This is a genomic window from Sphingomonas sp. P3_C6 (genome assembly GCF_056402595.1).
Map to the genome: position 1 here is coordinate 1 of NZ_JBFUHB010000030.1, position 24,793 is coordinate 24,793.

At 65.9% G+C, this 24,793-nt stretch carries 24 protein-coding genes; 11 read left to right on the forward strand and 13 right to left on the reverse strand.

The features are described 5' to 3' along the window. Positions 1 to 546: 546 nt before the first annotated feature. From AC1DT7_RS20580 to AC1DT7_RS20595, 4 genes are all read left to right on the forward strand, one after another. Positions 547 to 1,899, forward strand: coding sequence for a M48 family metalloprotease (locus AC1DT7_RS20580; protein ID WP_478038049.1), 1,353 nt, complete (start codon positions 547 to 549; stop codon positions 1,897 to 1,899). Then, complete coding sequence (locus AC1DT7_RS20585) at positions 1,896 to 2,642, forward strand: DsbA family protein (RefSeq protein ID WP_478038050.1); 747 nt, start codon at positions 1,896 to 1,898, stop codon at positions 2,640 to 2,642. The genes AC1DT7_RS20580 and AC1DT7_RS20585 overlap by 4 nt, the downstream gene beginning before the upstream one ends. 66 nt (positions 2,643 to 2,708) lie before the next feature. Further along, positions 2,709 to 3,644, forward strand: coding sequence for an ABC transporter ATP-binding protein (locus AC1DT7_RS20590; protein WP_478038051.1), 936 nt, complete (start codon positions 2,709 to 2,711; stop codon positions 3,642 to 3,644). Further along, positions 3,641 to 4,444: an ABC transporter permease gene (locus tag AC1DT7_RS20595; protein ID WP_478038052.1), complete on the forward strand. Its 804-nt coding sequence runs from the start codon at positions 3,641 to 3,643 to the stop codon at positions 4,442 to 4,444. The genes AC1DT7_RS20590 and AC1DT7_RS20595 overlap by 4 nt, the downstream gene beginning before the upstream one ends. A gap of 159 nt (positions 4,445 to 4,603) precedes the next feature. On the opposite strand, the gene AC1DT7_RS20600 is transcribed toward AC1DT7_RS20595, so the two are convergent. The 3 genes from AC1DT7_RS20600 to AC1DT7_RS20610 form a co-directional block, all read right to left on the reverse strand. Next, positions 4,604 to 6,463: a CocE/NonD family hydrolase gene (locus AC1DT7_RS20600; RefSeq protein ID WP_478038053.1), complete on the reverse strand. Its 1,860-nt coding sequence runs from the start codon at positions 6,461 to 6,463 to the stop codon at positions 4,604 to 4,606. A 63-nt stretch (positions 6,464 to 6,526) separates the two neighbouring features. After that, positions 6,527 to 7,186: an FABP family protein gene (locus AC1DT7_RS20605; protein WP_478038054.1), complete on the reverse strand. Its 660-nt coding sequence runs from the start codon at positions 7,184 to 7,186 to the stop codon at positions 6,527 to 6,529. 32 nt (positions 7,187 to 7,218) lie between these two features. Continuing rightward, positions 7,219 to 8,409: an MFS transporter gene (locus AC1DT7_RS20610; RefSeq protein WP_478038055.1), complete on the reverse strand. Its 1,191-nt coding sequence runs from the start codon at positions 8,407 to 8,409 to the stop codon at positions 7,219 to 7,221. 146 nt (positions 8,410 to 8,555) lie between these two features. On the opposite strand from AC1DT7_RS20610, the gene AC1DT7_RS20615 reads away from it, so the two are divergent. Further along, a complete protein-coding gene (locus tag AC1DT7_RS20615; RefSeq protein WP_478038056.1) occupies positions 8,556 to 9,302 on the forward strand; it encodes a glycine zipper 2TM domain-containing protein in 747 nt (248 codons plus the stop codon). A gap of 67 nt (positions 9,303 to 9,369) precedes the next feature. On the opposite strand, the gene AC1DT7_RS20620 is transcribed toward AC1DT7_RS20615, so the two are convergent. After that, entirely contained in the window at positions 9,370 to 9,555 is a 186-nt protein-coding gene (locus tag AC1DT7_RS20620; RefSeq protein ID WP_478038057.1) for a hypothetical protein, read from the reverse strand. Between the two features lie 341 nt (positions 9,556 to 9,896). Next, complete coding sequence (locus AC1DT7_RS20625) at positions 9,897 to 10,124, reverse strand: hypothetical protein (RefSeq protein WP_478038058.1); 228 nt, start codon at positions 10,122 to 10,124, stop codon at positions 9,897 to 9,899. Positions 10,125 to 10,285: 161 nt separating this feature from the next. Between AC1DT7_RS20625 and AC1DT7_RS20630 the strand changes: the two genes are divergently transcribed. From AC1DT7_RS20630 to AC1DT7_RS20650, 5 genes are all read left to right on the forward strand, one after another. Continuing rightward, the gene (locus tag AC1DT7_RS20630) at positions 10,286 to 11,017 is read left to right on the forward strand and encodes a response regulator (RefSeq protein ID WP_478038059.1); all 732 of its coding nucleotides are present in this window, start codon (positions 10,286 to 10,288) and stop codon (positions 11,015 to 11,017) included. Continuing rightward, positions 11,014 to 12,345, forward strand: a complete 1,332-nt coding sequence (locus tag AC1DT7_RS20635) for an ATP-binding protein (protein ID WP_478038060.1) — start codon at positions 11,014 to 11,016, stop codon at positions 12,343 to 12,345. Before AC1DT7_RS20630 ends, AC1DT7_RS20635 begins: the two co-directional genes overlap by 4 nt. Before the next feature lie 86 nt (positions 12,346 to 12,431). Next, positions 12,432 to 13,127 (forward strand): carbonic anhydrase, encoded by a 696-nt coding sequence (locus tag AC1DT7_RS20640; protein WP_478038061.1) that lies wholly within the window; start codon positions 12,432 to 12,434, stop codon positions 13,125 to 13,127. After that, on the forward strand, positions 13,124 to 14,638 hold the full coding sequence (locus tag AC1DT7_RS20645; protein ID WP_478038062.1) for a SulP family inorganic anion transporter: 1,515 nt from the start codon (positions 13,124 to 13,126) through the stop codon (positions 14,636 to 14,638). The genes AC1DT7_RS20640 and AC1DT7_RS20645 overlap by 4 nt, the downstream gene beginning before the upstream one ends. 327 nt (positions 14,639 to 14,965) lie before the next feature. After that, on the forward strand, positions 14,966 to 15,781 hold the full coding sequence (locus AC1DT7_RS20650) for a TorF family putative porin (RefSeq protein WP_478038063.1): 816 nt from the start codon (positions 14,966 to 14,968) through the stop codon (positions 15,779 to 15,781). A gap of 163 nt (positions 15,782 to 15,944) precedes the next feature. Here AC1DT7_RS20650 and AC1DT7_RS20655 read toward each other — a convergent pair whose 3' ends face one another. The 7 genes from AC1DT7_RS20655 to AC1DT7_RS20685 all read right to left on the reverse strand — a co-directional run bounded on the left by AC1DT7_RS20655 (position 15,945) and on the right by AC1DT7_RS20685 (position 23,385). Next, positions 15,945 to 17,642 carry a hypothetical protein gene (locus AC1DT7_RS20655; protein WP_478038064.1) on the reverse strand — a complete coding sequence of 566 codons (1,698 nt, stop codon included), beginning with the start codon at positions 17,640 to 17,642 and terminating at the stop codon, positions 15,945 to 15,947. 182 nt (positions 17,643 to 17,824) lie between these two features. Next, the gene (locus AC1DT7_RS20660; RefSeq protein WP_478038065.1) at positions 17,825 to 18,193 is read right to left on the reverse strand and encodes a hypothetical protein; all 369 of its coding nucleotides are present in this window, start codon (positions 18,191 to 18,193) and stop codon (positions 17,825 to 17,827) included. A gap of 59 nt (positions 18,194 to 18,252) precedes the next feature. After that, positions 18,253 to 19,002 carry a hypothetical protein gene (locus AC1DT7_RS20665; RefSeq protein WP_478038066.1) on the reverse strand — a complete coding sequence of 250 codons (750 nt, stop codon included), beginning with the start codon at positions 19,000 to 19,002 and terminating at the stop codon, positions 18,253 to 18,255. After that, a complete protein-coding gene (locus AC1DT7_RS20670; RefSeq protein ID WP_478038067.1) occupies positions 18,999 to 19,883 on the reverse strand; it encodes a S8 family peptidase in 885 nt (294 codons plus the stop codon). Before AC1DT7_RS20670 ends, AC1DT7_RS20665 begins: the two co-directional genes overlap by 4 nt. Positions 19,884 to 19,911: 28 nt before the next feature. Next, positions 19,912 to 22,104 (reverse strand): cyanobactin maturation protease PatG family protein, encoded by a 2,193-nt coding sequence (locus tag AC1DT7_RS20675; RefSeq protein ID WP_478038068.1) that lies wholly within the window; start codon positions 22,102 to 22,104, stop codon positions 19,912 to 19,914. Between the two features lie 228 nt (positions 22,105 to 22,332). Next, on the reverse strand, positions 22,333 to 22,794 hold the full coding sequence (locus tag AC1DT7_RS20680) for a hypothetical protein (protein ID WP_478038069.1): 462 nt from the start codon (positions 22,792 to 22,794) through the stop codon (positions 22,333 to 22,335). Positions 22,795 to 23,097: 303 nt separating this feature from the next. Next, positions 23,098 to 23,385, reverse strand: a complete 288-nt coding sequence (locus AC1DT7_RS20685) for a hypothetical protein (protein WP_478038070.1) — start codon at positions 23,383 to 23,385, stop codon at positions 23,098 to 23,100. Positions 23,386 to 23,418: 33 nt separating this feature from the next. On the opposite strand from AC1DT7_RS20685, the gene AC1DT7_RS20690 reads away from it, so the two are divergent. Further along, entirely contained in the window at positions 23,419 to 23,781 is a 363-nt protein-coding gene (locus AC1DT7_RS20690) for a TonB family protein (protein WP_478038071.1), read from the forward strand. A gap of 35 nt (positions 23,782 to 23,816) precedes the next feature. Here AC1DT7_RS20690 and glpX read toward each other — a convergent pair whose 3' ends face one another. Beyond that, positions 23,817 to 24,782 carry a class II fructose-bisphosphatase gene (gene glpX / locus AC1DT7_RS20695; protein ID WP_478038072.1) on the reverse strand — a complete coding sequence of 322 codons (966 nt, stop codon included), beginning with the start codon at positions 24,780 to 24,782 and terminating at the stop codon, positions 23,817 to 23,819. Between the last annotated feature and the right edge of the window lie 11 nt (positions 24,783 to 24,793).

The following is a 24,793-nucleotide window of genomic DNA, read 5'->3' on the forward strand; positions in this document are numbered from 1 at the left end:
GTGTGCAGCGCTATACTGGCCCGGTCCCCATCGTCGCGCAGCGTGGTCGTGTCCTGGATGGCAAGGATGCGCCGACCAGAAACCCTCTCCTGCGTACCCTCGCGTGCCGACCCGATCATCTCCGACGACGTCACGCGCGCGTTGCGCAAAAAACGCGTAATCCGCATCTCTCCAGCACGGCTCCCACCAAGCGAGCGTACCCGTACCCGCGCCGCGCCGGTGCCCACCAACCGACCAAGCAAAAACGCCCCCCTTTTTGAAGGCGCAGGTCCCCAAAACAGCCCAGCCCTGACTTCATCACTTGCCCTCCGATCAAACCCCTCAACGGAATCAGATCGAACACCGAACCGCAAGATGTGTGAACGTCCTAGGGCCTTCGCCGGGGAACAAGTAGCTGGGAACAAGTCCGGCGTGACGGAATGGAGACCTGGAGTGATGGGGTAGAGATATGGAGAATGCCGCCTTCACCCGCCATTCACCCCGCGAACGGCAATGGTTGCCGTCACGTCAATTGCCTGTGAGGGATTTCTCGGCGATATGTCGGCCATGAAGCGGCTCATCGCGTTGTTCGCGGTTTCCATCCTGCTCTGGGCTCAGCCCGCGGTTGCGCAGTCGATCCTGCGCGACGCGGAGACCGAGGCGCTGTTCGCCGATATGTCGCGTCCGATGATCGTCGCGGCGGGGCTGTCGCCCAACACGGTCCGCGTCGTCCTGATCAACGACGATTCGATCAATGCGTTCGTGGTCGGCGGCCAGACCGTCTATGTCCATTCGGGCCTGCTCAAGGCGGCGGACAATGCCAACGAGGTGCAGGGCGTCATTGCGCACGAGCTTGGCCATATCGCCGACGGGCATGTCATCCTGCAGGACGCCGGGACCAAGCCGGCGCTCGGCATCACCATCCTGAGCATGGTGCTGGGCATCGCCGCGATGGCGGCCGGCGCGGGCGATGCGGGCGCCGGGATCATGGCCGCCGGGCAGACCGCGGCGATGGGCAAGTTCCTGGCCTTCACCCGCGTTCAGGAAGCGACGGCGGATGCGACGGGGGCGAAGTTCCTGCGCGAGGGCGGTGTCAGCGGGCGCGGCATGCTGAGCTTCTTCAAGAAGCTGCAGAATGAGGAATATGCCTATGGCCTGTCCAATATCGATCCGTTCGCGCAGAGCCACCCGCTGAGCGGCGCGCGCGTCGCCAATCTGACGGCCGACGTCATGGCGTCGCCTGCCTGGAACAAGCCGAACGACCGGGCGCTCGAGGATCGGTTCAAGCGGGTGAAGGCGAAGCTGCAGGGCTATGTCGCCCCCTATCAGCAGACGCTGAACAGCTTCCCGGAAAGCGACCAGTCGATCTACGCGCATTATGCGCGCGCCTATGCCTGGCATAAGGCGGGCTATCCGGACAAGGCGGATATGGAGGCGCAGGCACTGGTGAAGGCGCTGCCGCACGACCCCTATTTCCTTGAAATCAAAGGCCAGATCCTGCTCGAGGCGGGCAAGCCGGGCGAAGCGCTCGGGCCGTTGCGCGAGGCGACCGAGCGGTCGAACAATGCGCCGCTGATCGCGACCACCTTCGGTCACGCGCTGATCGCGACCGATGACAAGACGAACTATCCCGAGGCGATCAAGGTGCTGCGCCAGGCAGTGGCGCGCGACGACGACAATCCCTTTGCCTGGTATCAGCTCGGCACCGCCTATTCGCGCACCGGCGACGAGCCGCGCGCGTTGCTCGCGACCGCCGAGCAGGCGAGCCTGACCGGCGATGTCCGCACCGCCGCCTATACGGCGCGTGGCGCGATGCAGGGCATCCCGCCCAATACGAGCGACTGGATCAGGGCGCAGGATATCGCGATGACGGCGCAGAACGAAATGGACGACAACCCAAAGAAGTATAAGCGCCGATGATCGAACGCCTTTCCAAAAATCCACTGGCGCTCGCCGCGCTGGTGCTGATCGCCGCAGTGTTCGGCGCGGGGGCGTTCTGGCTTGTCCAGCGTGGCACGCCGTCGTCGCTCGGCAGTGCCGACCAGGCCCGGGTCGAGCGTGTCGTGCGCGACTATGTGCTCGCCCATCCCGAGATCATTCCCGAGGCGATGCAGCGCCTGCGCGAGCGCGAGGCGGGCAAGGTGATCGACGCCAATGCGAGCGCGATCCTCAAGCCGTTCGGCAGCGCCTGGGCCGGCAATCCCAATGGCGACGTCACCGTCGTCGAATATTTCGATTATAATTGCGGCTATTGCCGCGCCAGCCTGCCCAATGTCGCGCAACTGATCGCGTCCGACCCCAAGGTGAAAGTGGTCTATCGCGAGTTGCCGATCCTGGCCGAGACGAGCGCCGCGGCAGCCAAGCTGAGCCTCGCTGCTGCCGACCAGGGCAAGTTCACCGCGTTCCACGACGCGCTCTATGCCGCCGGGCCGGTGACGCCGGAGAGCATGACCGCGGCGGCGCAAAAGGCCGGTGTCGACATGCAGCGCGCCGCCGCCTTCGCGCCCCGCGCCGAGGCGGAGATCGCCTCCAACCTGCAGGTGATGCGGCAGCTTGGCATGACCGGCACGCCGAGCTTCGTGATCGGCAATCAGGTCGTCTCCTCGGTCCTGACGCTGGAGGAGTTGCAGAAAGCGGTGGCGGAGGCGCGCGCCAGGAGCTGAGTTTTCCCGCTGTGGTTGTTCCGCGTTGGCTGCATCCTTATTTGTGCGCCAACGAAAAGGGGCTCCATGGAAACCATCCTGTCCGTCAAGGGCATCTCCAAGACTTATGCGTCCGGCCATCGTGCGCTCGAGCCCGTCGATCTCGATATCAGGAAGGGCGAAATCTTCGCGCTGCTCGGGCCGAATGGTGCGGGCAAGACCACGCTGATCAGCATCATCTGCGGGATCGTCACGCCGTCCTCCGGCACCGTCACGGTGATGGGACATGACGCGCTGACCGACTATCGCGCGGCACGCCGGCTGATCGGGCTGGTGCCGCAGGAACTGTCGGTCGACATGTTCGAGACGGTGCTGGCCACGGTGCGATTCAGCCGCCGGCTGTTCGGCCGGCCGGGGCATGACGACTATATCGAGCAGGTGCTGCGCGACCTCTCGCTATGGGACAAGCGCAAGTCGAAGATCATGGAGCTTTCGGGCGGCATGAAGCGCCGGGTTCTGATCGCCAAGGCGCTGAGCCATGAGCCCGACATCCTGTTCCTCGACGAGCCGACGGCGGGTGTCGACGTGTCCCTGCGGCGCGACATGTGGAAGCTCATCCACCGGCTGCGCGAAAAGGGCACGACGATCATCCTCACCACCCATTATATCGACGAGGCGGAGGAGATGGCCGACCGGGTCGGCGTGATCGACAAGGGCAGGATCATCCTGGTCGAGGAGAAGGCCGAACTGATGAAACGGCTGGGCAAGCGCCAGATGCTGATCTCGCTTCAGGAGCCGATGACCAGCGTCCCGGCGGCGCTGGGCGAATGGCAGGTCGAGCTGGCCGATGAGGGCGCTACGCTGGCCTACAGCTTCAATGCCGAGGACGAGCATATTCCGGCATTGCTGGGCAAGCTGGCTGAGCTCGGCATCGGCTACAAGGATCTCGAGACCCACAAGAGCTCGCTTGAGGACATCTTCGTCGACCTTGTCGAACACAAGCCGGTGGAGAAGGCGGCATGAGCGCAGCATCCGAAGACTCGCGCTCGCGCGCGCCGGCGATCAACACGCACGGCATCTGGGCGATCTATCGCTTCGAAATGGCGCGTGCGCTCCGCACCCTGTGGCAGAGCCTCGTCACCCCCGTCATCACCACCTCGCTCTATTTCGTTGTGTTCGGCGGGGCGATCGGGTCGCGCATGCAGGAGGTCGGCGGGGTCGGTTACGGCAGCTTCATCGTGCCGGGCCTGATCATGCTGACGCTGCTGACCCAGAGCATCTCCAATGCGTCGATCGGCATCTACTTCCCCAAATTCACCGGCACCATGTACGAACTGCTGTCCGCGCCCGTCTCGCCGATGGAGATGGTGGTAGCCTATGTCGGCGCGGCGGCGACAAAGTCGATCGTACTCGGGCTGATCATCCTCGCGACGGCGGCCTTTTTCGTGCCGCTGCAGATCGCACACCCGATCGAGATGCTGGTCTTCCTGATCCTGACCAGCGTGACCTTCAGCCTGTTCGGCTTCATCATCGGTATCTGGGCGAAGGGGTTCGAGCAGCTTTCGTTCATCCCCGCGCTGCTGATCACCCCGCTGACCTTTCTTGGCGGGTCCTTCTATTCGATCGACATGCTGCCGGAGCCGTGGCGCACGATCAGCCTGTTCAATCCGGTCGTCTATCTGGTCAGCGGCTTCCGCTGGGCGTTCTTCGACAAGGGCGATGTGAGCGTGGCGCTGAGCCTGGGCGTGACGGCGCTGTTCCTGGTGGCGTGCCTCGTGCTGGTCGGATGGATTTTCAAGACTGGCTGGCGGCTGAAGAATTGAGCTAATTCCTCCCCGGAACGGGGAGGGGGACCATTTGCATCTTCTGCAAATGGTGGAGGGGCCTGGAGCGCGGAACGACTGCCCCGCGCTCCAAGCCCCTCCACCACGCGCTGAAGAAGCGCGCGGTCCCCCTCCCCGAGCAAGCTCGGGGAGGAATTTTTACATCACCGGCAGGGTCACCTTCGATCCGGCGCACACCTTCTGGGTCGCCTTCACGAAATCCTCCGCGCTGGCGCGCATGATGTTCGGCACGAACTTCTGCGGGTTGCGGTCGAGCATCGGGAACCAGCTCGACTGGACCTGAACCATGATCCGATGGCCTTTCAGGAAGACATGGTCGCGCTCGTGCAGCGGCACGTCCCATGCCACCACCTTGCCCGGCACCAGCGCCTGGGGCGCGGTGTCGCTGGCGAGGAAACGGCCGCGGCGCACGTCCATCGCAATCGGCAGCTGATAGCCGTTTAGGGACTTCGCATAATCGCCGACCTGCAACGGCTCCGGCGCCTTCGCATAGGTGTCGGGGAAGACGTCGATCAGCTTGACCACGAAATCGCTGTCGGTGCCGCTGGTCGACGCCATCAGCGTCGCCGCGACGGTGCCGGTGACGGTGAGGTTCTCCGTCAGCGGTGCGGTCATATAGCTGAGCACGTCGGGACGGCCGCCGAGGAAGCGCTGATCCGCTGCCTCCCACCAGCGCCAGTCCGGGCTGAGATAGGTACCCGACATCGGCCGCTGGCGGAACGGCACCGGGTTCGCCGGGTCGGACACATAGTCGCGACATGCCTCGCTCGCCGCCGGGGCGGTGAAGGACAATGAGCCGTCGGCATGGAGGAACAGGTCCTTCGCCGTGGCGCCGGGCGCCGGCCAGCTCTTATAGTCCTTCCACGTCCAGCTGCCGCTCTGGAAGCTCTTTACCGAGGCCTCGGGGCGCTTGCCCTTGCCGTGCAGCCAATAGGCGAAGAAGGGCGCCTCGATCTGTTCGAGGAATTGCTGGCCGCTCGGCACGCCGTACGGGATCGGGCCGAGGCTCTCGTTCGGCGTACGCCAGGTACCGTGTGCCCAGGGTCCGGAGACCATCGACACCAGCCCGTCGGGATCATTCTGCTTCTGCTTGAAATAAATCTGCCAGGAGCCCCAGGGATCCTCCTGGTCCCAATAGCCRGCGACGTTCAGTGTCGGCACCGTCGCCTTGCCGAGCGTGTCGCTCCAGCGCTGACCGGTATAGAAACTGTCGTGATTGGGGTGGTCGAGCAGCGCGGTGAACATCGGCACCCGGCCCTTGAAATAGTGCTTGTCGAGATTCTCGACCGGGCCGAGCTTCAGGAACCAGTCGTAGGTGTCATAGGTGTCGTATTCGAACGTCTTGTTGTCGTTCTTGTCGAGTTGGAGCGAGGAGACCCAGTCGGTCGCATAGCTGAGGCGGAGCGCGCCGTTGCGGTGGAGGTCGTCGCTCTTCCAGTAATCGATCCAGGCAGCCTGGGGGCTGACCGCCTTCAGCGCGGGATGGGGGTGGGCAAGCGCGACCGCGGCGGCGAAGCCGGGATAGGAGACGCCGAACATGCCGACCTTGCCATTGTTGTTCGGCACGTTCTTCACCAGCCAGTCGATCGCGTCATAGGCGTCGGTCGCTTCGTCGATCGCCTTGGGATCGTTGGGGTGAACGGCGGTGGACAGGGTAAAAACGCCGTCCGACTTGAAGCGGCCGCGCATCGACTGCGACACGAAGATATAGCCGTCCCTATCGAGCGCTTCCCACTGCTTCGGCACCGAGGCCGGGGCGTTGAGGTTCAGGCCGTAGGGCGTGCGGGAGAACAGGATCGGCAACGGGCCCGTCTGGTTGCGCGGGCGCAGGATGACCGTCTGCATCTTCGCGCCGTCGCGCATCGGCACCATCACCTCCTGCAGGATATAGGGCGACTGGGCGGCGGCTGGGGCCGCCTGAGGGCGGCCTGCAACGAGGGGAGCGGCCCCACCGAGTAAAAGGGCGGCGATGGCGCAGGCGGATTTCAGATGATGCACGAGCGTCTCCGTGGCTGGACGGCGCACATCCTGCGGCTGGAGGGGCGGAAGTCAATCGCGGCGTCAGGGCGCCTTGTGCGCGGCCCGCCTCGCGAGGAGCGCCGCCAGCGGATTGAGCTTCGGCTCGCCCACTTTCCGCAGCGTATTCTCGTCGCGGTGGGCAAAGGGCTCGGTACGGCCGTGCACCATGAGGACCGTGTCGGTGGCGTAGCTGAAGGTCCCGTCGGGATTGAAGGTGATCTCGATCCGGTAGCTGTCGGTCCTGAAGGCATATTCGAGAAAGGCGGTGGAGCAGATGCCGTTCTCGGTCTGGCCGCGCTCCGACGTCACCACGATGCTGTCGGCGTCGGGCGTCGATTGGCCCGAGGCGAGGGCGACCTGGCCGCGCGGGATCGCGACGGTCTGAAGCACCATGCCCGTTGCCGGCTCCCACAGCCAATAGCCGACCTGATCGTGGAAGGTGATGTCCTCTTCCTCGGTGGTGATGTGGATATGGTAGCGCAGGCCGTAGAGGAGCTGCGGCCCGTTCGCCTGCGGGTCGATCGGATCGAAGTCGATGCGTTCGATGAAGACGCGGCGCTCCGGGCCATCTGCCTTTGGATTCAGGTCGATGCCCTTGCGCGCGTGCCAGCGCCCCGCGAGCCGCCGCAGCGGGCCGAGATTGGCGAGGGTGTCGGGATCGACGTCGGTCGGCTCGGTGAAGACGTCTTCGTGGAGGATCATGGCTGGCCTTTCCAGGAGGGGCGACTGCCCGATCAGTGTTTCCGCAAAAGACTGGCGATCTGCAACAGGGTCGCGATGCCGGCAAAGACGATGCCCAGGATCGCGACAGCGCCCCAGCCGCCATGAGTCCAGGCCCAGGAGGCACCGGCGGACCCAACCGCGCCGCCCAGGAACATGATGCCCATGAAGATCGTGTTGAGGCGGGACCGGGCCTCCGGGCGGAGCGCGTAGACGACATGCTGGTTCGACACGATCGCGCTTTGTACGCCGAAGTCGAACAGCAGCACGCCGACGATCATGCCGGCCACGGACTGCCACAGGCCGAAAATCACCCAGGACAACAGGGCGAGCACCGCGCCCAGCGCGATCACCCGGTGCGGCCCGTGCCGGTCCGCGATGCGACCTGCGACCGGCGCGGCAAGAACGCCGACCGCCCCGACGACCCCGAACAGCCCGGCGACATCGGCCCCCAGCCCGAAACGCGGCTCCTGCAGGCGGAGGGCGAGGATGCTCCAAAAGGCGCTGAAGGCACCGAACAGCAACGCCTGAGTGATCGCGGCTAGGCGGAGCGCGCCGAATTCACGCCACAGGCCCACCAGCGACCAGATCAGCTGGCCGTAATGGAGGCCGCCGGCCGGTTCGCTGCGAGGCAGCTTGGCCGCCATCCAGCCGCCCGCGACGAGCGCGATCGGGACACCGAGCCAGAACATTTCCCGCCAGCCGGCATGGGCCGCGACGAAGCCCGACAGGGTACGGCTGAGCAGGATGCCACAGAGCAGGCCCGACATAACCGTTCCGACGACCGCGCCGCGCCGGTCGGGCGAGGCAAGGTGGGCGGCGAGGGGCACGATCTGCTGCGCGACGGACGAGATGGCGCCGACCAGCAGCGAGGCGGCGACGATCAGCCCGGCGCTCGGCGCCACGGCCGCCAGCGCCAGTGCGCCGGCCAGCGCCACGAACTGGATCACGATCAGGCGCTTGCGCTCTACCAGGTCGCCGAGCGGGACCAGCAGGAACAGCCCCAGGGCGTAACCGAGCTGGGTCGCGGTCGGGATCATCGCGGCGGCGGGGCCGGGCAGGTCGCGTTCGATGACGCCGAGCATCGGCTGGTTGTAATAGATGTTGGCGACGGCGAGGCCCGCCGCCACCGCCATGGCGAAGGTGAGGCTGCGGCTGAGCCCCGCCTCGGCGGGCCTGATCGCTTCTGCTGCGTGAATCGTCATGCGACGGGCTCTAGGCCGATTGGCCGACCGCGCCCACCATACGAACATTTGGGGAGAGATATAAATCGGACCGGAATGGCACTTATTGGACCCCAAGACGTTTAGTTGCGCAATCGTATCGAACGATTGGCCTCAGGAGCAGGACTATGAAGATCATCACCTTGTGCAGCGCTATTGCGCTTGCAGCGATCGGCAGCACGCCGTTGGCGGCACAGCAGGGGCAGGACTGGCGCGGCAACAGCAGCAGCTCCGGCTGGGACCGCGACGCATTCTGGCGCGGCGCGCCGGCCGGCCCACGCGAGCGCATCACGTTCCTGCAGCAGCGGATCGATCGCGGCGTGGCTGATCGCAGCATCGACCGGGGCGAAGCGCGGCGGGCGCAATCCCAGCTCAATGGCATCCGCACCGACCTGAACCGTGGTCGGCTGACGCCGCCACGCCGCGAGATGATCCTCAACCGGCTCGACGATCTGAGCCGGTCGCTCCGCTGGGCTCGCCAGAACGACCGGGACGGATATCAGAACGGTTACCGGAACCGCGACGGCTATCAGAATGGCCGGGATAATGACCGTGGACCGATCGCCGGCCGTGACGACGATCGCCGCTTCGCGACCGATTACGACGCCTCGCGCCATTACCGTGACGATCCCCGCTATACCGAGCGTCGCCTGTCGTCGAACGATGAGGTCTATCGCGGGTCGGACGGGCGCTATTATTGCAAGCGCAACGACGGCACGACCGGCCTGATCATCGGCGCGATCGGCGGCGGCGTGCTCGGCAACGTCATCGATGGCGGGCACAACCGCGTGGCCGGTACGCTGATCGGCGGTGCACTTGGCGCGCTGGCCGGCAAGTCGATCGACCAGAGCAACAGCGACGTTCGCTGCCGCTGATCCAGGTATCGGTCAGGAGAAAGGCCCCGTCGGCATTGCCGGCGGGGCTTTCGCGTTGTGGCCAAGATCAGCGGCGGTCGGGCCCGATAACGTCGCGGGCGACATCCCCGATCGCGGTCGCCGCCTCGTCGGTAAGGCCGTGCCCATGGGGATCATGGTCGGCCGTAGCGGCGCCGGGCCGCTCACGGCGGCGGTACCAGAGGAGCAGCAGGATCGCCGCCGCCGCACCGAGGACCACATAAAAGCCGAGCATATCACCTTCTCCGATCGACGGGCACCGCCCGGAAAGCCGGTTGCAGTGCCCATTCCCTTGGGGCGGCTGCGGGTATCGCACCGCCCGATTGCCGGCCCCGGTCGCGAGGGGCGGGGCCGGGGTACCTGGGGAATCAACGCCTGATGGAGATATTGGTCGCACCGTGACGGCGGGCGCGGGGACGAGACGCGGCTCAGACGTCGCCGGGATGAAAGCCGGCCTGCTCAGGACGTCTGGAGAACGAGCCTCGCTCGATGCGACCCCAAGCGGAGCAGAAAAAGGCCGCCATGCCGGGGACTGGTCGGCATGGCGGCAAGGGGAAGGGGAGAAACCTGGGAAGCTTAGTTGCGGGCGACCGGTGCCTTGGCCTGCTGGTCGTTCCGCGCGATCTCCGGCGTCTTCGCCTCGCATTTGACGATCGGGGTGATCACGCCTTTGCCGTGCGGCGCAAGCTGCTGCGCCAGAACGCAGTGCTTTGCGGCAGGGGCGTTGCGGCCGTCCGACGGAGCGGCTGCCACTGCGGTGGCCGAACCCAGCAGTGCGATAGTGAGAGCGGTACGTGCGAGCATGGACTATTCCTCGTAAAAAATTGCGAGTATGCTCAATAGCCCAACACCCTTTGCTGGCCGGGCACCGGTCCGTGACAAATTGTTTCTGACTGCTCCGCCATGCCGCGAAGCGATTGACCCTCAGGGAACGCCTACTTACCTCGCACCGCAACATGACAGCAATGAATCAACGCCCAAGCCCCGAAGTCGCCCCGACGATCCTGCTCGTCGAAGACGATCCGGCACTGCGTACCCTGTCCACCAGGGCGCTGCAGGAACAGGGCTATATCGTCCGCCCGGCCTCGGCCGCGCCGGAGATGTGGCTTGCGCTGAAGGCCGGCCCGGTCGACCTGGTGCTGCTCGACATCATGCTGCCGGGCACCAGCGGCATCGACCTGTGCCGCCAGCTGCGCAAGACGAGCGACGTGCCGATCATCTTCGTCAGCGCCAAGGGCAGCGAGACGGATCGCGTGATCGGGCTCGAGCTGGGCGCGGACGATTATCTCGCCAAGCCGTTCGGCACACGTGAGCTTGCCGCCCGGGTCCGCGCGGTGCTGCGTCGTGGCGCGCTCGACCGCCGCAGCGGCGAGCGCGAGCAGGGCGTGCTCAGCTTCGACGGCTGGACCGTGAACCTGCCGCGCCGCGAGCTGCTGTCGCCGTCGGGCGCCGTGGTTGAGTTGACCGGCGCCGAGTTCGACCTGCTCACCAGCCTGCTCGACCATGCCGGCCGTGTCATCGCGCGCGAGCGGCTGATCGAACTGTCACGCACGCGCATGACCGACAGTTCCGACCGGAGCGTCGACGTGCTGGTCAGCCGGCTGCGGCGCAAGCTGACGCATGGCGACAAGTCGGCACCGATCGTCACCGTCCGCGGCGTCGGCTATATGTTGAATACGGGCGTCACGCGCAGTTGAGGCATTTCGTGCGCCCGTCGATCGGCCTGCTCGGGCGGATCGTCGCGATCCTGCTTCTGGTCGTCATCGTCGAGTTTACCGCCAGCACGATCCTCTATGAGCGCGCGAGCCATTTTTCCCTGAGCGGCGACCGGGCCCGGCGGCTGGCCGAGCATCTGGTGATCGCGCGGCGCCTGGTCGCCGAGTTGCCGGCGCACGAGCGGCCAGCCATGGCGGCCGAATTGTCGACCGACCATTATATGATGGGATGGGAGCGCAGCCGTCCACCGCCTCCCCCGATGGCGCCCTCGCTCGACAGCATGCGCAAGGAAGTCGTCGCGTGGGAGCCGACGCTTGCGCCGACCGACCTGCGGTTCCGGGTCGTGTCCCTCGGCAGCAGTTCGGTCGTGGTCGGCGGGGTGACCCTGCCGGATGGCAGCTGGCTGCATTTCCAGACGCTGAAGCCGGTCGCCAACATCGATTTCTCGCCCAGCCGGATCCTCGTCGCCTCGATGCTGGCGATTGCGGCAATGTTGCTGGGCGGATTGCTGATCCGCCGGACCCTCGAGCCGATGCGCCAATTGGCCGATGCCGCGGATAATTTCGGCAGCCCCGACCAGGCGCAGGTGGAAGAGGCCGGCCCGGGCGAGGTGCGCCGCGTAATCGGCGCGTTCAACCGGATGCAGGCCCGAATCCACCGGCTGATCGTCGACCGCACCCAGGCGCTGGCCGCGGTCGGCCACGACCTGCGTACCCCGCTCGCCCGGCTGCGGCTTCGCGCCGACCGGGTCTCGGAACCAGACCTGCGCGACACGATCCATGCCGATGTCGCGGAGATGGAGGCGATGGTCTCCTCGTTGCTCGCCTTTCTCGGCGGGGAACAGGATGCCGAGAAGCCCGCGCTGATCGACATTGCCGTGTTGTGCGCGACCATCGCCGACAACGCGGCCGATATCGGGCGGGACGTGCGGTATGTCGGCCCCGACCACCTCAACGCGATCATTCGCCCGTCGGCGGTGCGCCGGGCGATCGGCAATCTCGTCGAGAACGGGCTCCATCACGGGAATGTGGTGACGATCACGCTGGCCGGCCGGCGCGAGCACATCACCATCTGGGTGGATGACGACGGGCCCGGCATCCCGGCCGAATCGCTCGAAACGGTGCTGGAACCGTTCGTCAGGCTGGACACGGCGCGCAGCCGCGACACGGTCGGCTTCGGGCTCGGTCTGCCGATCGTGGTCAAGGCGATCGAGAATGAGTGCGGTGCGCTGCGCCTGTCGAACCGGCGGGAGGGCGGCCTGCGGGCTGAAATCATTCTGCCACTCGGGAGACATGATTCGTTACAGTGATGCGGCGTCGCAGCAAAACTGCCGCCCTAGATATCCTGTCTAAGCCGCGCCCGACATGTTGGAGCCCGGCAGCAGGAGTCCAAGCAGTGAACGACCTTATTGGCCGAGTCCTCAGTTTCGAAAAGCAGGTCTTCCCGAACCAGAGCGCCTTGTTCGCAAAGTTGGTCAATGACGGGCAGAGCCCGAAGGCCCTGATGATCTCATGCGCTGATTCGCGCGTGGTGCCAGAGCAGATCATGCAGGCTGGACCCGGCGACCTGTTCGTGTGCCGCAATGCCGGCAATATCGTCCCACCCTTTTCCAATCATACCGGGGGTGTCTCCTCCACGGTCGAATATGCCGTGATGGCTCTCGGCGTGCGGGACATCATCGTCTGCGGCCATTCGGACTGCGGCGCGATGAAGGCACTGATGAACCCGGAAGGGCTGGACCGCATGCCGAACGTGGCCGCATGGCTGCGCCACGGCAGCGCGGCCGCCAGCGTGGTCAATGAATGCTACCCGCATATGGAGGATGCCGAGCGGGTTCGCACAGCCGCGCTGGAAAATGTCGTCGCCCAGATCGCGCACCTGCGCACGCATCCGTCGGTCGCCTCGACCATCGCGCGCGGCGAGATGACGCTGCATGGCTGGTTCGTCGACATCCGCGAAGGCGCGATCCTGGCGCTGGACGGCGTTTCCGGCCGTTTCACCACCGTGCGGGACGATCGTCCGCTGCCGGTGGCCCTGCCGGCGGCGCAGCGTCTCGCCAACGGCATCGACCTCCTGGAGGCGGCGGAATGAAGATCGCCGGTTTCGAGTTGCCGGCGTTCAGCGTCCTGTCGCGCGACTTCACGGCCTCGATCGTCGTTTTCCTGGTCGCGATGCCCCTCTGCATGGGCATCGCGGTCGCCTCCGGCGTGCCGCCTGAAAAGGGCCTGATCACCGGCATCATCGGCGGCATCATCGTCGGCGCCTTTGCGGGATCGCCGCTCCAGGTCAGTGGCCCCGCCGCCGGCCTTGCCGTCATCGTGTTCGAGCTGGTGCGCGACAAGGGATTGTCGGCGCTCGGCCCGATCCTGATTCTCGCCGGCCTCATCCAGGTGATCGCTGGCATCGCGAAGCTGGGTGGCTGGTTCCGCGCCATCTCCCCTGCCGTAGTGCACGGCATGCTGGCCGGCATCGGCGTGCTGATCGTTGTCGGTCAGTTCCATGTGCTGTTCGACGCGAAGCCGCTGTCGAGCGGCCTTTCCAACATTGCGGCGATGCCGGGCCGGCTGCTCGGCCTGTCGACCGACGTCTCCGCCGTCGAGCGGGCCTTCGCCATCGGCCTGCTGACCATCGGCGTCATGCTCGGCTGGGAGCGCTTCCGTCCCAAGGCGCTGAAGCAGGTCCCGGGCGCGCTGATGGGCGTCATGGCCGGTACGTTGACCGCGTTCGCGCTCGGCCTCGACGTGACCCGCGTCGACGTGCCGCAGTCGATCACCGCGGCGATCGCCTTGCCGGGCGCCGACCTGTTCGCCAAGTGGATGGACCCGTCGGTGCTGGTGGCGGCGCTCGCCATCGCGTTCATCGCCAGCGCCGAGACGCTGCTGTCCGCAGCAGCAGTCGACAAGATGCATGACGGTGTGCGTACCAACTACAACAAGGAACTCCGGGCCCAGGGCATCGGCAACCTGTTGTGCGGTTTCGCCGGTGCGTTGCCGATGACCGGCGTGATCGTGCGCAGCTCGGCCAACGTACAGGCGGGTGCGACCACGCGGCTGTCGACCATCCTGCACGGTGTGTGGATCCTCGGCTTCGTCGCGCTGCTGCCCTGGCTGCTGCGCGAGATTCCGATGGCGGCGCTCGGCGCCGTGCTGGTCGTGACCGGCTGGCGCCTGGTCAGCATCGCCCATGTCCGCCACCTGTTCGGCAATTATGGCGTGCTGCCCGCGGCGATCTGGGCGATCACCCTGATCCTGGTCGTCGTCGAGGACCTGCTGACCGGCGTTCTGGTCGGCATCGGTCTTTCGCTGGTGGAACTGATCCCGCATGTCCGCCGCCTGCGCCTGAAGGTCGCTTCGCATGACGATGACGAGGGCAGGGCGGTCCGGCTGACCGGCAGCGCGACCTTCGTCACCCTGCCCAAGCTGTCCGATGCGCTGGATGATCTGCCGCGGGAGAAGAAGGTCATGCTCGACATGTCGCGCCTCGCCACGATCGACCATACGTGCGCGGAGCTGCTCAAGGACTGGATATCCCGTCGCCGTGCGGCCGGGCATCCGGTGGAACTGATCGGCGCGCCGCAGAAATTGCTGGGCGCTGCACACTAAGGGCCGGAGATTCCCCACCATCCGGCCTTTGGCGGCCCCCTTTCCCTCCCGTCCGGGTAGGAAAGGGGGCCGTTCGGCCATCCGGAGGGTCTGTCTGGACATGCGCCATGGCGCTTCTGAAAGTCGTTCCTCCGCGCATTCCCAAACAGCCTCCGGGCAAGACCTCCTTTTCGAGCAACAATTCGTTACGAAGCGGCAACCTATGCCCGGAAGCGCGCCGTTAGAAATATCAGTGTTCGGGCACGACCGTTTCCCTGTCACCACAGGGCAGAGAGGGACGGCGGATCCGGCCGCAGGAGGGACCCTGTCCTAACAAAGGGGTGTCCCATGAAATCTCTCTATTTTCTCGGTGCGGCCATCATGTCCGTCGCCGCCATGCCTGCCGCAGCGCAGGACACCGCGCCGCCGTCGGCGATCACCGTCTCCGGCAGCGTCGCGCTCGTGTCCGACTACCGGTTTCGCGGCGTCTCCCAGTCCGACAAGGAAATGGCGATCCAGGGCGGCATCACCGTCGCGCATGAGAGCGGCTTCTATATCGGCGCCTGGGGATCGAACCTGGCCGGCTGGGGCACGTTCGGCGGCTCCAACATGGAGCTCGACCTGATCGGCGGATACAAGCGCAGCTTCGGCGGCGCGACGGTCGATGTCGGCCTGACCTGGTACATGTATCCGGGCGGCGCAGACACGACGGATTTCGCCGAGCCCTATGTGAAGGTCAGCGGCACCGCCGGCCCGGTCAACCTGCTGGCGGGCATCGCCTATGCGCCGAAGCAGAAGGCGCTCGGTAATTTCTCCAATACGCCGCAAAGCCTTGGACAGAGCGAGGACAATTTCTACATCTGGGGTGACGCGAGCGCCGGCATCCCGAGCACACCGGTGACGGTGAAGGCGCATCTCGGCTATTCTGACGGCAATCCCGGCCTCGGGCCGAACGGCACCAGCGTCGCGCCGACCGGCAAATATGTCGATTGGCTGCTCGGGATCGACTATGTGCTCGGCCCGGTCACCCTGGGTGCCGCCTATGTCGATACCGATATCAGCATGAAGGAGGCTGCCTATCTGCAGCCGAATTTCTCGAGCACGAAGGACGGATCGTCCATCGCGGGCAGCCGCTTCGTCGCCTCGATCACCGCCGCCTTCTGAGGTTCCGGGGGGAAGGGAGGCGCCATCCTGCACGGCAGGGTGGCGCCTTTCCTTTTTTGAATTGCCGGCCCCCTTCTGCGGACGGCTAACGCATATGAGAGCGGGCGTTTGTTCGAGCGTGGGGAATGCGATTGCCCTCTCCTGAACGGGAGGGCAATCGGCGCTACTTCTTCAGCTTGTTCAGCAGCGGTTTGGTCGGGGTCGTGCCGCCGGCATAGCTCGCCTTCTGCGCGAGCAGCCAGGAGAAGTCGCCGGTGAGTTGGCCCGATTGCGTGCCGGTGCCGGTCGACTGGTCATAGCTGGTCCACACGCCGGCTGAGCTGTGGCAGCCGGTGCAGCTCTCGGTGATGAAGGACAGGGTGTTGACCCCGGGCTTCACTGGCTTGCCGAGATTGTTGAGTGCCGAGTTCCACACGGGTGGGTCGACCGCCCCGGTCGGGCAGTTGAAGCTGTTTGGCGTCTCCTCGCTCTTGCAGGCGGGCTGGTTGCCCTTCTGGAAATAGGTTTCCATCGTGATGTTGGTGAGGAAGGTCGGGGTCGGCCGGCCGCCGGGCTTGTTGGTCACCGCGTCGGGCAGGCCGCCGTCCCACGCCGATGGCACCGCGCTCGGGTCGGTCGGCCATTGGGTGTCGATCAGCTGATAATATTGCCAGACGCTGCCCATCTTCTTCAGCGCGGCCTGGGCCTGGGCGTTGAGCGCCAGTTTGTCGCCGGGAATCGGGATGGCGCGCCACGCCTGGGTCGGGATCCGTGGATAGACGCCGTTCACCTTCTGCGGCAGCTGGTTGACCGCGCAGCCGGGGCAGTTGGTGTCGACGAAGGACGGCTTCAGCGTCGGATGCGCGACCGGATCGATGTCGAGATTGTCGATCTGCTCGAACGTCGACCAGATCCATTGCGGCGAGGTCGAGCTCTTGTGGCCGATATGCATGCCGACCAGACCCACCGTCACCTTGCGCTCGAGCTGGGCGCCGTCAGGCCCCTGGTCGATCACCACTGCGGGCTGGGTATGGAAACGGCTGAAATCGTCGCTGCCCTTTTTCAGGATGCGCCAGGCGAATTTCAGCTCGGTCGACCCGCCCCAATCCTTGTCGGGCGTGCCGAACGGCATCTGCACCTTGCCGCCGCCCTGGGTGAAGGCGACCTGGCCGTTGATGTTGAAGAGGCTGTTGGCGCAGAGATACTCGACCTCGTTCGGGTCGATCATGATCTCGTAATAGACGAACTCGCCATTCTGATCGATCAGCGGGCCCGAAAAGGCCTGCTGGATGTCGCCGAGGTTGGAGGCGTTCAGCTCGCCCACGGCCGAAACCACGCCAAGGAAACGCGTCTGGCGCGGATCGGAACCGGCGGTCGCCTGGGCGGAGAAGGCCTTCAGCCCGCGGCTGACGGGCTTGCTCAGGTCGCGTCGCAGCACGAGCGTGCGTGCGGCCGCCTTCGATGCGCAGGCGGCCGGGGTCGCGCCGTCGGCCTGGAAGATCGAGTTGGACGTATGCCACAAGGTCCAGTGCGGCGCACCGAAGCTGGTGTCGGTGATCTTCGGCGCGGCCTTGCCCTCGTTATCGGTTGGCCAGTTCAGCGCCAGGAACATCTGCCACGAATAGAGATCGAACTCGCGCTGCACCTCGGCGAACTTCTTCGCGCCTTCCAGCTTCTTCTTCAGCGCGATGTCGACGTCGCCGGGGAATTGAGCGGTCACGTCGGGCGCGAAGTTCGGGAAGGCGGCAAGATAGGAAGGGCCCGTCGGTTTTGCCGGCTGAGGCGTGCAGGCGGCGAGCAGGCCGAGGCCCGAGACCAGAGCCACGGCCGCCGCGGCGCCGCGCCGGCTGATCCGGCGCCTGTCGATCGAGAAAAGCATCATCGTCCCCCATGCGAATTTCAGGTCGAAATTCGGCGACGATTACGCAGTCGCCGGCGTGGCGCCCCCGCGGCACAAGGCGAAGGTGCGAGGGCGTGACGATATGCCTGGAGCATGTTTATGCAACGGGAGACAAAGTCGTTTCGGTTGCAATCCGAATCTGCGGGCCGTCCGTCCCTCCAGGATCAGAGCGCGCCCGGCCTGACGATGCTCATCATGCCGCCCGAGCCCAGGACGACCACCCAGTCGAGCGCGCGCAGGTCCTTGCCGGCGGCGCAATGCGCGATCCAGGCGTGATGGCCCTGTACCGGATCATGCGGGCCCGATCCGGTGATCGAGGGGCATTCGCCGCCCGCGTCCTTGATCGCCTTGAGCAGGACGACATCGCGCTGCTTGTCGGTCAGCGCGTTGATCCGGTCGGCATAATAATCCTTGTCCGGCGTCGTCGCGCCGGATGGGGCCGCCGCGACTGCGGTATTGTCCGGGGCCGGGGCCTGCTCGCATCCGCCAAGCGCGAGGATAATGAGCGCTGAGGTCAAGGCTGCGGTCTTCATCGATACTGACTCCGGTTGATCGGGCCTGTCTAACCCCCGAAGGGCGCGAAGCCAAATCCTCAGCCCTGACGTTCCGGCGACAAGGCGGCCCGATACTGCTCGAACAGGGCAATATCCCCGGCGAAGAAGCGGGTCAGGTCCGCCGCGCCATAAGGGCGCGCGGGGCGCCCGGGCCCGGTATTGACCCGCCTGCCATTGGCGATGCGGGTGCCGAGCCCTGCGTTCAGCCGTTCGAGCGACTGGTCCATCATCTCGACCACGCCGACCAGATCATATCGGTCGAGCTGTCTGGGGAGGAAGAACATCTCGTCGATCGGGCCGAACAGGGTGCCGTCACGGTCGAACCGGATTTGCCCGTCGCAATCCAGGAAGCGTCCGACAAAGGCTTTGAGATCGAGCCGGAACAGATCGACCATTTCCGGATAGCGCTCGCGGTACCGGACCCTGCCGGTGCCGATATCCGATTGCCCGCCTTCGGCAAGGTGATGGCGGCCATAATAATAGGTCGAATAGAATCGCTGCACGGGATGGCGGATGAAGGTGAAGAGATAATCGCCGTCCTGCCGGTCGAGCCGGTCGGCGCCGAACACGCCGAAGGAAATGTCTATCTTCCGCAGCCGCTCGAGCTCGAAGCGGCGCAGCTTCTCGCCCCGCGGCTCGAATAGGATCGGCAGCCGGCCGGGCCTTTCGGGGGTGAGCAGCTGCATCGGCTCATAATATTGGCGGGCGTGCCGTCGCCGGAGGTCGCCGAGCAGCTTGACCGTCAGGAAGCGGCGCGCCGCCTTGGGCAGGCTGTGGAAGATGATCATGCGGCCGATCGCGCGGCCGGGTGCCGCGCCTTGAGCCAGGCAAGGCTGGCAGCAGCGTCGAGCGGCGGCGGCACGATGCTGCGTACCCGACGCGGTTCGAGCAGGATCGCCTCCCGCAGGCGCGCTGCGGGAAGCCGCGGATAGAGCGAGCGCAACAGCGCCAGCGTGCCGGTGACGAATGCCGTCGCGACGCTCGACCCGCCCATGATGCCGATCCGGTCGGGCGCCAGCGCGCCGCGCACCTCTGCCGCCGGGGCGGAGAGCCCGCGCCGCCCGATGCCCGGCCCCAGATTGGAGCGCAGGTCGATCGATCCGTCGGCAAGGCTGGCGGCAACGGGAATCACCCAGTCGTCGGCAAACAGCCAGACTGGCCCGAGCCGCGCCTGGTTGCCCGAGGCGGCCACCAGCAAGGTGCCGGCTGAGCGCGCACGGGTGCAGGCCTCGATCATCTCCGGGATAGCGCGGGGACTGCCCGTGGCGATGCCCACGCTCAGGTTGATCACCTGCGTTCCCGCATCGATCAGCCGGTGGATCGCCGCCGCCAGCGCTTCGGGCCGGACCGAAGGGATGGTACCCGGCCCGGGCAGTTCGGCGAAGACCGGCAGGCTGACCAGGGTCGCTTCGGGGCATATGCCGCGAATGCCCGGCATGCCGCCGCCGACCAGCAGGCTGGCGAGGAAGGTGCCGTGCCGGCAGCCGATGCTGTCGGCCATCGTGCAGCGTGCCGCGCCTCCGCCGCCCGGCGTTTCGATCAGCGCGCCGGCGAGCGCCGGATGCTCGCCTTCCACCGCGCCGTCGATCAGCCCGATCCGCACGCCCGAGGCGCGTGTCAGCGCCATCAGGCGGTCGAGCCGTGCAAGATCGAACGGATCGCGCGTCACATGCGGTCTCCCGGCCCGACCGGCATGCTCAGTCCTTTTCGAAGACCGGGCGCAGCGCCGTCACCATGAAGGGGAACATGCCGGTCACATCGACCCGGGCGGCATACAATTCGCGCACATCGGTCTTGCGGCTGACGAAACGGAGCGTGACATCGACCAGCCGGCGCTGCGAGCGGGTCGAGACCGGGCTGATGCCGACACCCTGAAGGCTCTGGTCGCGGGCGTAATTCTCGATGACCAGGCTGTAGATCGCCGGATAGCGCATCGCGAGGTAGTTGACCGCCCGGTGCTCGTCGAGATCGCCGACATTGTCGATGAGATGCGTGATCCGGTTGAGCAGGTCCTGGCCGGCTGCGACCTGGCCCTTGTCGAGCGGCAGGGCCTTCACGAATTCGTCTACGCTGAACGAATAGATCTTGCTGGCAAGAACGGTCGGCAGTGAAAGCCCGCCACAGGCGCTGGCGGGCAGCGACATCGGGGAGCGGGTGCCGATCAGCACGTTGGTCGCGCCCGGCTGCGACCCCAGGGCGAGCGAGCCGATCAGCTCGGCCAGCTCGATGCCGGATTTCGGCACGACGGTGAAGGCCTCGACCCCGCCGACGCTGAACACCCAGCACATCTCACGGGCGATATAGGCGTTTTCGGGCTGGCTCAGCACCTGGTGGAGCACCTCGCGATCGGTGAGGTTCACCGTCTCGGTCCCGCGCACGACCTGGGCAAGTTCCTTCTCGATATCGATCGAGGGGAAGCGCGCGTTGATCCGGCCGATGGCATAAACATAGCCAGGCTCGTCGCCGGACCCGGCGCAGGAGGCGCAACCGCAGCCGCCCGAGTCCGCATGGCCGGCGGGGCTCGCCTCGTCGCGTGCGGCGTGCATCGGCGCAATGGTCGTGCCGGCCTCCTGATGGGCATGAGTCATGGTTTGTCCTCCTTCGAAACGATGAGATGTGGCTGGTGCGGGTATCGGTGCGACAGGGAGCGGATCTTCCGCCCGGGGTTGGTGCGGGAGCGGGATCGTCAGGAACCCTTTCCTGACGAGTTCGCGAACAAGGTCGGCGCGTTCATCCGCCGAGGCGATGCCGGGGATCGCGCCGATGGCGAACGGACCGGCATCGGCGACGAAGGTGAGCGCAGGCAGGGCCGGCAGTGGGCGCCTGACGCTCTCCTCCATGAAGCGGAGCACTGTCTCGTCGCCGGCCGTTTCGGCCAGTCCGACGAGGCCGGCGCGGCGGTGCACCACCGTAGTGTCGGCCAGATCGGAGAGGTGATCGAGCACTGCCCAATAGCCGTCCGGGATCGGCTCCTGCCCGCTGCGATACCGCCCGCGCCAGAGATCGATCCCGCGGCCAAGGTCGATCCGGTCGGCGATCTGCGGTGCGGCGCTCAGATCGTGCCGGCCGGACCCGTCCGCTGCCAGCACGACCGGAATCGCGGCACGCAGCATATCGGATTCGAGCGCCTCGCGGGCCAGTGCGTGCTCGGCCGCCTCGAGCCAGGTCAGGCCGTGCAGCGCGACGGTGAGGTGGAGCGAGGTCTCGTCCCGGTTCACCACCTCATGCCCGAAACCGCGCGGCACATAGAGCAGGTCGCCGGGGCCGAGATCGAACTCCTCGATGAACGGCCCTGCGTCCCAGCTGCCCAGCGCCGGCATCGCCTGTTCGGCCAGCTCGATCAGCTGGCGCAGCGGATGGACGCGGTTGCCCGGCTCGAACAGCCGCCAGCGCTTGGCCCCGTGGATCTGGAAGATGAAGAAGTCATGGGTGTCGTAATGCTTGGGATAGGCCTGGCCATCGGGCGGCGAGAGATAGGCATTGGTGGTGACCGGACAGACCAGCGCGCGCTCAAGCGTGCGCGTGACCAGCGCCATTGCCGGCAGCCGCTTGTGCAGGCCATGGATGACGATCGACTTGCCCTGTTCGAAGGCGCGGTAGAATTCGTTCACCGGCGGGGGCTTGTTCATCTCGTCCCGCCCGCGGAACTGCAGGTCGACGCCTTCCACGCTTTCGGACAGGCGATATTCCCCGGGACGCAGCCGCCCGGTGAACAGCAATTCGTCGATCGCGGCGAGCGAGAAGATCTGCCGGTAGAAGAGTGGCTGGCCGCGCCGCACGAGCAGCGGCTTCCGGCCCCAATGACCGGCGAGGAAGTCGGCGGCCGGAATGTCGTGCAGCAGGCGCTGCAGCGTCATCTCCTCCGGTGCGGGGCCGGCATCGCGGTTCATCTGCGGGTGCCGCTGGCGCGCCGTCTCACAGTCCTGCCATCACCCAATCGCGGATCATCGGGTGATAGGACGAGAGGCATTGTTTCATCCGCGAATGATGGTGGCGAGCTTCCCCGCCGCGCCGAAACGGAGACGGCCGCCCCGAGGGGAAGGCGTGGCGGGGAGGGCGGGGAAGCTCCTGTATCTCCCCCTTCGTCCGGCGGGGCATGCCCCGCCGATGCGAGGGAGTCAGGTGCCCTTGCAGACGTCGTTGAGGATGTTGCCGGTGTTGCCGCCCTCGGAGCAGACCTTCTGCATCAGCGGATAGAAGGACGAGACGACCACGCCGCATTTGATCGCGCCGTCCGGGCTCGTCCTGTTCGATTCGATGCATTTCGTCAGCATGTTGGCATAGCTGGCGTTCGGGTTGCGGCCGTTGCACCGCGCGAACATGCCGATCCAGGAGCCGCAGGCAAAGGCGCGCTGGCCTTGCCCGCTCTGCATGTCGCTGATCACGTTTTTGAGGCCTTCCATTGCGGCACGGGCGGCGGAGGACAGCGCACCGCCGATCGATTCGATGGCGTCCCTGATGAAATCCAGGAACTCCGGCTCGACCATGCCGTCCGACTCGATCGACAGGCTTGCCCCGCCATAATAGGCGCCAGCGGTTGGCGAGAGGCTGTTGGTCGCGGTGAAGCCCGGCATGCTCATAGGTCGCTCCTTGCGTCGCTGATCCGCTCAGTCGGAGATGAATCCGGTGGAACGGCGGGCGGCACGATCGGCCGTTCTTCCCCTGGCCAAAAAACCTATGGCCCGCCAGATTGGGCCGCAACAAACGCTAGTACCAATATGGTTTTATTCGTCGGGAATGGTGATAATTTCCGGATATTCTACGTTTCAAATCATTCGTTTAGAAAAGATGCAACCGTTCCTGCGATTAACCGGGTTACCGGAAAACTAACCTTGAGCGCGATCGGGCGCCTTCATCCCGAGCAACGCGTGGGTCGTCGACTATCAGGATAATAGCCGCGTCGTTTCGCGGAACTTCGGGCCGCCACCCGCATCGACGCAATTGGCATTCGAATCGAATACCGTGAGCGGCAGTTTGATCCTCGTCCAGCCGGGCAGGTGGGGCGGTGGCCTGCGCCGAGGGACGGCCACGATCGGCTTGGAGCCATCCGGCACGAAGCTGACTGCGCCTTTCACGTCCGGGGCGATCAAGGATAAGCACGGCGCCGTCTTACCGCTTCCAGCAGCAGATCTTAGAGCTTTCATGGCGGCAACCACTATCAGCGTGGACATGGGAAAGGGCCGATCGCGTTACGGACCCGCGGGATGACCGGAACACTCCCGGCGCTCAAGGCCTGCCAGGATGATCTCATGAAGAAATGGGGTGTCGACCCTGAGGACAGGGTAGCGGAAAGCGACACGCTGAACCCTGCGGCATGGTTCGGGGGAGATGCCTATCCGACTGACGCGATCAGGTTAGGTGCCGGGGGGCGGACGGTCGCGCTGATCACGGTTCGCAATGATGGCAAAGCCAAGACTTGCCGCACGGTCATCAAGAGCGGCACCGAGTCCCTGGACAGGAGAGTGTGTCAGATCGCGATGACCAGAGCACATTTTCCCAAGGCGGAGCGCGATCCCAAAGCGCCGCTTCGCTGGACTCTCCTCCCCGTGGCCTGGGCAATAGATTAGCGTCGCGGACGCGACGCTAATCGGTTACGGCACCGTCAGATGCGGTGCTCGCCCTTCACCCAACGCACCGTGCCCGAGCTGGCGCGCATCACGACGCTCTCGGTGGTCATCACGCCGGCCTTGCGCTTTACGCCGGCCAGCAGCGAGCCGTCGGTGACGCCGGTCGCAGCGAAGATGCAGTCGCCCTTGGCCAGTTCGGTCAGGTCGTACTGCTTGTCGAGGTCGGTCACGCCCCATTTATGCGCGCGGGCGCGCTCGTCGTCGTTGCGGAACAGCAGGCGGCCCTTGAACTGACCGCCGACGCAGCGCAGCGCGGCTGCCGCCAGCACGCCTTCCGGCGCGCCGCCCGAGCCGAGATAGATGTCGATCGTCGTGTCCGGGTTGGTCGTCGCGATCACGCCCGCGACGTCGCCGTCGCCGATCAGCATGATGCCGCAGCCGAGCGCGCGCAGCTCGGCGATCAGCTTCTGGTGGCGCGGGCGGTCGAGCACGCAGGCGATGATCGCGCTCGGCTCGACGCCCTTGGCGGCGGCGACTGCCTTGACGTTCTCGGTCGGGCTCTTGTCGAGGTCGATGATGCCGTCGGGATAGCCCGGGCCGACCGCGATCTTGTCCATATAGACGTCGGGGGCGTTGAGCAGGCCGCCTTCCTCGGCGATCGCCAGCACGGCGAGCGAGTTCGGGCCGGCGGTGGCGCAGATCGTCGTGCCTTCGAGCGGATCGAGCGCGATGTCGATCTTCGGGCCCTTGCCGATCGCCGAGCCGACCTTCTCGCCGATATAAAGCATCGGCGCCTCGTCGCGCTCACCCTCGCCGATCACCACGGTGCCGTCCATGTAGAGCTCGTTCAGCGCGCCACGCATCGCTTCGACGGCGGCGGCATCAGCCGCCTTTTCATCGCCGCGGCCGACAAGTTTCGAGGCGGCGATGGCGGCGGCTTCGGTCACGCGGACCATTTCGAGCACGAGGACTCGGTCGAGGACCTTGCTGGCGGTGGTCATGGAGATTGGCA